Consider the following 6,850-nt stretch of genomic DNA (forward strand, 5'->3'; position numbering starts at 1 on the left):
CAAATCCTGCACAAATACCTCCAATTTGTAGGGGCGTAGCATGCTCCGCCCCTACGAGGTTTCTGCTTATGAATCGAGGGTTATGGGATTCGGACGGGGTCTTATTTCTTGGTCAACGCCGGAATCACCGTTTCGCCAAACGTGTCGATAAACTGAGCCTGGGCGGTGTTGACATTGTGCAAAATCAGCTCGTCAAAGCCCAGCTCGATATCGGCCTTGAGCCAGTCAAGGTGCTGCTGCGGGTCAGCCGAAACGCGCACGTGCTGCTCAATTTCTTCGGGGGTGACAAAGGCACCGGCAGCGTCAAACTGCTCGACGGTGCGAATATCGCTCAGCAGCACGCTTTTGAAGATGTTGTTGCGCCACTGCTGGTGGGCTCCTGCGCGGGCGGCCTCCTGGGTGCGATCGTAGGAGAGCTGCACTTTGAGAATCATCGGCTTGCCCTCGCCGCCGCCGCGTCGAAAGGCCTCGACTACGGGCTTCAGCTTTTTGGGCGGGCGCGAGGTGGTAATTAGCCCATCGGCCCAGCTCCCCACCCACTCGGCGGTGGCGGGCGTAATCGCGGCCCCAATAATTTTGGGCTGGTAGTCGGGCCGGGTGTAGAGCTTAGCCCCTTCTACGGTAACCAAGCCCTGATGGTTGACGGTTTCTCCGGCCCAGAGGGCGCGCATGATATCGACGCATTCCTTCAGGCGGCGGTTGCGATCGCCCTTGCACGGCCAGTGAGTGCCGGTAATGTGCTCATTCAGCGCCTGCCCGCTGCCCACGGTCAGCCAAAAGCGGTGAGGGAACATCTCCATCAGCGTCGCCGCCGCCTGGGCAATGATGGCCGGGTGGTAACGCTGCCCCGGCGCATTCACAATGCGAAAATTCAGGTTGGTCGCCTGCATCGCCGCCCCCAGCCACGACCAGGCAAACCCGCTCTCGCCCTGATCTTCACCCCAGGGGAAAAAGTGGTCTGACGATAGAGCGTGGGTAAAGCCCGCCTGTTCGGCCCGCTGCACCCATTCGAGCAGCTGGCTCGGCTTGAACTGTTCGTGGGAAATGTGGTAGCCGAGGTGAACCATGGTAGTAGGGGGGATTTAGAAGTGGATGAGTGGGAGGGTGGATGAGTGGGAGCGTGTGAGGGTGGATGAGTGGGAGTGTGGGAGGGTAGGAGCGGGGAGTGGAGGTAGGGGACGAGTGGAGAGTTGGATAAGGAAATAGGGGAATAGCTTTCAAAACCAATACCCATCCACCCGCCTACCCACCTACCCATCTACCCGCCTACCCATCCACCCATCCACCCTTCACCCCGCGTAGGCTATCGTGCTGAGCAGAGCAATGTCGGTCCGGCGAGAATCGAGCCGGGTGTGCTGCACCACAATGGGCACGTCAGCGGTGATCACGCTGGCGTAGTCGGTGCCGCGCGGCACGGGTTCGGGGTCTTGCAGGTCGTTGAACTTTACATGCCGGGTGCGGCGAGCCGGGACGGCAATCTGGTAAGGGCCAACGGGGTCGCGATCGCTGAAGTACAGCACAATCTCTACCTGGGCGTCCTGGTCCGACGTATTCAATAGACAGGCCGTTTCGTGGCTGACAAACTCCGGCGGTCGGTCGGTGTCGTCGGGGGGAATGTAGCCCTCCGCGATCGCCCAGCAGGTTTTGCCAATTGGGTGTTCCATCACAACCTTTCCTCAGGTATTGAAGCGACACTGCTGATGCCAGCCTCAGTTCCCCAGGAGCATACTGGGTCTGCCCGCTCAGTGCGTCTGCCAGGAGGCCCAGTTAGAGCGGGGCGGACTCTGTCTTGGGAGGGGGGATGGGTGGGTAGGCGGGTGGATGGGTGGATGGGTAGATGGGTAGGAGGGTGGGCGGGTGGATGGGTGGGAGGGTCGAGCGGTCCCTGAGCGAAGTCGAAGGGGAGCGGAGTTGAAGGAAGCGGAGTCGAAGGAAAGGGTGAGAAGGTAGCGTTCAATGCAGCAAATACTTGTTCAATCATTCTCCCAAGAAAGAAAAATGCCCCCCAAATGCTTCCTAAACTCTCACCTGTAACAGAGGGCACTGGGGCAGCTACCCAGAACTCTAAAGAAGTGCCCAAAAACATACGAGGATTAACCCTATGACAGGTCGTTTAGAACACAAAGTCGCCATCATTACCGGCGCTGCCACCGGCATCGGCGAAGCGATCGCCCACAAGTTTGCCGCCGAAGGGGCCAGGGTTGTCATCAACGGGCTGCCCGATGACCCCATCGATGACGTGGCCCAGGCCATTCGTCAGCACGGCAGCGAGGTCGCCGTCTACAAGGGCGATATTTCTCAGGCCGAAGAGGCTCAGGCCTGCGTACAGGCGGCGATCGACACCTTTGGCCAAATCGACATTTTGATCAACAATGCCGGGGTATTTTTGGTCACCGCCGAAACCCAGGACTACCCGGTCGAGCTGTTCGATCGCACCGTTCAAATGAATATTCGCTCCGCCTTTTTGATGACCAAGTACGCCCTGCCCTACCTGCAGCAGAGCCGGGGCAACATTGTCTCCGCCGGGTCTGAGGCCGGGTTCAACGGCCTGGCCCAAAACACCACCTACGGCGGCACCAAGGGCTGGATGCACTCCTTTATGAAGGGCGTGGCGGTTGAGCAGGCCAAGCACGGCGTGCGCGCCAACTGCGTCTGCCCCGGCGCGATCGACACCGCCTGGACCCACAAAGAAACCGGCCCCATGGACGAGCAAATGGAGAAAATGCTGATTCAGGCCACCCCCATGGCCCGTCGCGGTACCGCCGAAGAGATGGCCAACGTCTACGCCTTTATCGCCTCCGATGAAGCTAGCTACGTCACCGGGGCGCTGTGGCTAGCCGATGGCGGCGTCACCGTTGCTAAAGGCTCCGTCGGCAGCCAGGTACCCGACGAACTCAAGCGCGAGCCCGTCGGCCAGCTCAGTGACCTGCGCCACAGCCGCGAAGGTTTGTCCAACAAAACCACCAAGACGCTGAAGTAGAACCTGTAGGGTGCATTCGCGGCTTTAAGATCGCCGTGCTCGCTTCGACCTCACTACTGGGGCCGCAATGCACCCTACATCCACCACCCCACGCCCTCATGCACCCACGCACCCACCTACGCCCCCACGCACCCACTCCCATGCCCGCGATCGACATCCTCATCCCCACCTACAACCGCCCCGACGCCTTGGTGGCCACCCTGACCAGCCTGTGCGCTCAAACCTGCCAAGATTTTCGCGTCACCGTCTCTGACCAGACCGACGACCTTGAGCTTAATTCCCTAGGCACGATTCAAACGGTGCTGCGGGTGCTAGAAACCCACGGCAACGCACCGCGCCTGCTCAAGCACCTGCCCCGGCGCGGCATCGCTGAGCACCGCCAGTTTTTGCTGGAGCAGGCCAGCGCCCCCTACCTGCTGTTTCTCGATGACGATGTGCTGCTAGAGCCCTGGGTGCTGGAGCTGCTGCTAGAGACGCTTCAGCGCGAGGGGTGCGGCTTTGTCGGCAATCCCTTGACCGGGCTGAGCTACAGCGACGATGTGCGCCCCGACGAGCAGCAGCCGTTTACCCCCTGGCAGGGGCGCGTACAGCCCGAAACCGTCGAAAAAGGAACCCCCGAGTGGGAGCGCTGGCGGCTCCATAACGCGGCCAACCCGCTACACCTGCAGGAAAAATTTGGCTTCACCCCAGAGAGTCCCTGTACTTACCACGTTGCCTGGGTGGCGGGTTGTGTGCTGTTCGATCGCGCCAAGCTGCAAGCGGTGGGTGGGTTTAGCTTTTGGCAAGACCTGCCGCCTGCGAGCTGCGGCGAAGACGTGCTGGTGCAGCAGCGAGTGATGAAGCACTACGGCGGCTGCGGCGTGCTGCCCTCGGGAGCCTACCACCAGGAGCTGCCGACCACGATTGGCGATCGCACCCACAACGCCCCCAACCTACTGCCCGTCTAGCCAGCCGTTCATTTTGTCACAAATCACTCCTCTAGATTTGGCCTTTTCCCTCAGCAGTAAGAGCCCGATGCCCGGCATTTTCCCCACCATAAAGAGCAGGCATACATTGCTGACAAAAGAATTGCAGAGGAGAGAACAGACCTATGGTTTGGCCAGTTAAGAACAGACTCATGGGTGGATTGGCCGGAGCGCTGATGTTGAGCCTGCCGAGTACCGCTACCGCCGCAACGGTTGCCGTTCAACCCCAGGCTGTCCAAGGGGCGGCGCAGATCAGGCTCGGCTTGGGAGAGCTGTTCGAAAACGTCTTTCGCTACATTCAAGTCAGCACTATCTCTGACCAGGAAGAGGTCGAACTGGGCCGCCAAATCAACCAAATGGTGCTGAGTCAGCAGTACCAGCTTTACAACAATCGCCAAGTGCAGCAGTACGTCGATCGCTTAGGGCAGCGACTTGTCGCCGCCAGCGACAGCCGCGATATTCCCTTTACCTTTCAGGTTGTGAGCAGTAACGAAGTCAACGCCTTTGCCACACCGGGCGGCTTTGTTTACGTCACCACAGGGCTGCTGCAAGAAGCCGACAACGAAGCCCAGCTGGCCTCGGTATTAGCTCACGAAATTGCCCACATCAACGAACGCCACAGCATTCAGGCCCTGCGGCGGGCTGTGCTGGCTCAGGGCATCGCCGAAACCGCCGGAGTGGATATGAATACCCTGGCCCAGGTAGGCTACCAGCTCGCCTTCGAACTGCCGCGATCGCGCGATTATGAATACGCCGCCGATGCCAGTGGTCTGCAAATTCTGCAGGCGGCGGGTTATTCACCCCAGGCTTTTGTCAACTTCTTAGAACAGCTCATGGACTCTTCGGGGCAGCCAGAATTACTGCGCACTCATCCCACTAGCGCCAACCGCATTCGCGAATTGCGATCGCAGTACAGCACCAACGCCAGCGCTACCCGACAGGGTACCAATACCAACGTCTACGAAGAAGCCATTGCCCCCCTTAACTAACTGCTCCTTAACTAACTGATTAAATCAAAAAAACTCGCTAAAGCGAACATCACTAATCGAGAAACGCTGTTATGTTCTCTTAACCCCTACCCTCAGAAAGAGGCTGCCCTACAGCCTCGCCGGTACGTTGATATAGAGAAGTTCGAGAGCGTGGTTTTGAGTTTCATGCCGCTGTCAAAATTCTTGTATATCGGTCTGCAATTTGCCTAAAATTACAGGTCGACAAGAATGAGAGTAGCCTGAAACTCAAAACTTTCTTTTGCAGTAATTTTTCCGTTTATTTTGCAAACACAGAAAAACTCTACTGCCTCTCTATTAACTAATCCTTGGCGATTTCAAGCAGGAGTTAGTCATCGATGGCGAAATCAGACAGCAAGACCACAACCGACCATGGCACCATCAAGAAATGGGTTGAATCGCGAGGTGGCTTTCCTGCCACAGTCAAGAGCACCAAAGAAGGTGATGAACCCGGTCTGCTGCGCATTGATTTCCCCGGCTACAGCGGCAAAGATTCCCTAGAGCGCATTGAGTGGGACAATTTTTTTGACAAATTTGAAGAAAGTAACCTCGCGCTGCTCTATCAGGAAGAACTAAAAAGCGGAGAAGAAAGCCGCTTTTGCAAGTTGGTGAGCCGATAAGCCTGGTCTTTGGTAACTGTCCCCTGAGCGGAGTCGTAGGCTTTGCCGCCCCAGAGGGGCTAGGGGACATATTAGATGGGCTTTGGCTTTCTCCCTTCGGGAGACGTTTCACGAACGACTCCGCTCAGCCAACGTAGTGCCAGGGACGCTTACGGGCTTTGATGTTCAAATTGGCTCTCGACTCAAACTTCTTTTCCTCTCGTGACCAACATTCTCTTTATCGAACTCCTCGGCGGTCTGGGTGATGTTCTGATTGCCCTACCGGCAATTCAAGCCCTGGCCGCCTCCCACGCTCCAGCGCACATGACCGTGCTCACGTTTACACCAGGCGACCAGCTGCTGATTCATCATCCCCTTGTGCAGCGGGTCTGGCCGGTAGCCCCAGGGCAGGCCCGACAAGCGGTAGAGCAAGCATTACAGCATTCCTTCGACCTCGTCGTCACCGACACCACCTACGACGGCATTGCCGATTGGGTCGAGCAAGCCAGCGCCGGGCGCACGGTGACAAACCTGTGGCGCAGCCCGCCTGGCGATCAGCTGGTGAGCGATCGCATGCTGCACATTCTTCAGGCCGAATCGCTCGTCACCCCCGAAGCCGCCCAGGCCCACCGCCACCCCCGCCTGCACCTGAGCGCAGCCGAGCAATTCTCTGTGCAGACCCGGCTCAAATCGATACCCCATCCCCGCATTGGTCTCTACCCCGATGCCGGAATGGCGATCAAACAGTGGTCTCGCGATCGCTTTGTAGCCCTGGGCCAGCTCCTTCAGCAGCGCCACGCCGCCCACCTGGTGGTCCCCGTCGGCGCTTCCCTAGAGCAGGCCGAGGCGATCGCTGACCCGCTTGAAACCGCCACCCTCTGGCCCCGTGGCTCTCTGCGCGAGCTAGCCGCCCTCTTCGCCCAGCTCGACTGCGTGGTTGCAGGCGACACCGGCCCCGCCCGCATCGCTGCCGCCGTCGGCACCCCCACCATTACCCTGTTTGGCCCCTCCTGGGCTGGTCGCTACGGTCAGCCCCACCCCCATCGCAACCTCCAGGGCTACCCCCCCTGCCCCGAGCGCAACATCGCCAACTTCACCGAGCAACCCTGCTGGTACAGCGGCATCTGCCCTTTTGCCTGGGATACCTGCGTCAATTTGCTGAGTCCTGAGGTGGTGGCCGATGCCGTTGGGGAGATGGTGGAGGAGATGGGGAAGGTGAAGAAGATGGAGAGTGGGGAGGTGGGCAAAATTCAAAATTCAAAATTCAAAGTTCAAAACTACCCCCTCACCCCCTCATCC

7 protein-coding genes are annotated in these 6,850 nt (G+C 58.8%); 5 read left to right on the forward strand and 2 right to left on the reverse strand.

The features are described 5' to 3' along the window. Positions 1-101 precede the first annotated feature (101 nt). Both ACQ4N7_RS20570 and ACQ4N7_RS20575 read right to left on the reverse strand, forming a co-directional pair. Positions 102-1,067 carry a TIGR03885 family FMN-dependent LLM class oxidoreductase gene (locus ACQ4N7_RS20570; protein WP_430713363.1) on the reverse strand — a complete coding sequence of 322 codons (966 nt, stop codon included), beginning with the start codon at positions 1,065-1,067 and terminating at the stop codon, positions 102-104. Positions 1,068-1,289: 222 nt separating this feature from the next. Then, complete coding sequence (locus ACQ4N7_RS20575; RefSeq protein ID WP_430713364.1) at positions 1,290-1,664, reverse strand: sensory rhodopsin transducer; 375 nt, start codon at positions 1,662-1,664, stop codon at positions 1,290-1,292. 437 nt (positions 1,665-2,101) lie between these two features. On the opposite strand from ACQ4N7_RS20575, the gene ACQ4N7_RS20580 reads away from it, so the two are divergent. The 5 genes from ACQ4N7_RS20580 to ACQ4N7_RS20600 form a co-directional block, all read left to right on the forward strand. Next, positions 2,102-2,980 carry an SDR family NAD(P)-dependent oxidoreductase gene (locus ACQ4N7_RS20580; protein ID WP_430713365.1) on the forward strand — a complete coding sequence of 293 codons (879 nt, stop codon included), beginning with the start codon at positions 2,102-2,104 and terminating at the stop codon, positions 2,978-2,980. A 98-nt stretch (positions 2,981-3,078) separates the two neighbouring features. Beyond that, complete coding sequence (locus ACQ4N7_RS20585) at positions 3,079-3,927, forward strand: glycosyltransferase family 2 protein (RefSeq protein ID WP_430713366.1); 849 nt, start codon at positions 3,079-3,081, stop codon at positions 3,925-3,927. 143 nt (positions 3,928-4,070) lie between these two features. Next, positions 4,071-4,934, forward strand: coding sequence for a M48 family metallopeptidase (locus ACQ4N7_RS20590; protein WP_430713367.1), 864 nt, complete (start codon positions 4,071-4,073; stop codon positions 4,932-4,934). Positions 4,935-5,290: 356 nt separating this feature from the next. After that, positions 5,291-5,572: a hypothetical protein gene (locus tag ACQ4N7_RS20595; protein WP_430713368.1), complete on the forward strand. Its 282-nt coding sequence runs from the start codon at positions 5,291-5,293 to the stop codon at positions 5,570-5,572. A 201-nt stretch (positions 5,573-5,773) separates the two neighbouring features. Continuing rightward, a partial coding sequence (locus ACQ4N7_RS20600) for a glycosyltransferase family 9 protein (protein WP_430713369.1) occupies positions 5,774-6,850 on the forward strand: 1,077 nt, incomplete at its 3' end.

Source organism: Nodosilinea sp. AN01ver1, assembly GCF_050565655.1.
Lineage (GTDB): Bacteria > Cyanobacteriota > Cyanobacteriia > Phormidesmidales > Phormidesmidaceae > Nodosilinea.

Bases quoted from the DNA above. Each gene is read 5' to 3' on its own strand.
- ACQ4N7_RS20570 (WP_430713363.1), bottom strand. From the start codon at position 1,067: ATGGTTCACCTCGGCTACCACATTTCCCACGAACAGTTCAAGCCGAGC.
- ACQ4N7_RS20575 (WP_430713364.1), bottom strand. From the start codon at position 1,664: ATGGAACACCCAATTGGCAAAACCTGCTGGGCGATCGCGGAGGGCTAC.
- ACQ4N7_RS20580 (WP_430713365.1), top strand. From the start codon at position 2,102: ATGACAGGTCGTTTAGAACACAAAGTCGCCATCATTACCGGCGCTGCC.
- ACQ4N7_RS20585 (WP_430713366.1), top strand. From the start codon at position 3,079: ATGCACCCACGCACCCACCTACGCCCCCACGCACCCACTCCCATGCCC.
- ACQ4N7_RS20590 (WP_430713367.1), top strand. From the start codon at position 4,071: ATGGTTTGGCCAGTTAAGAACAGACTCATGGGTGGATTGGCCGGAGCG.
- ACQ4N7_RS20595 (WP_430713368.1), top strand. From the start codon at position 5,291: ATGGCGAAATCAGACAGCAAGACCACAACCGACCATGGCACCATCAAG.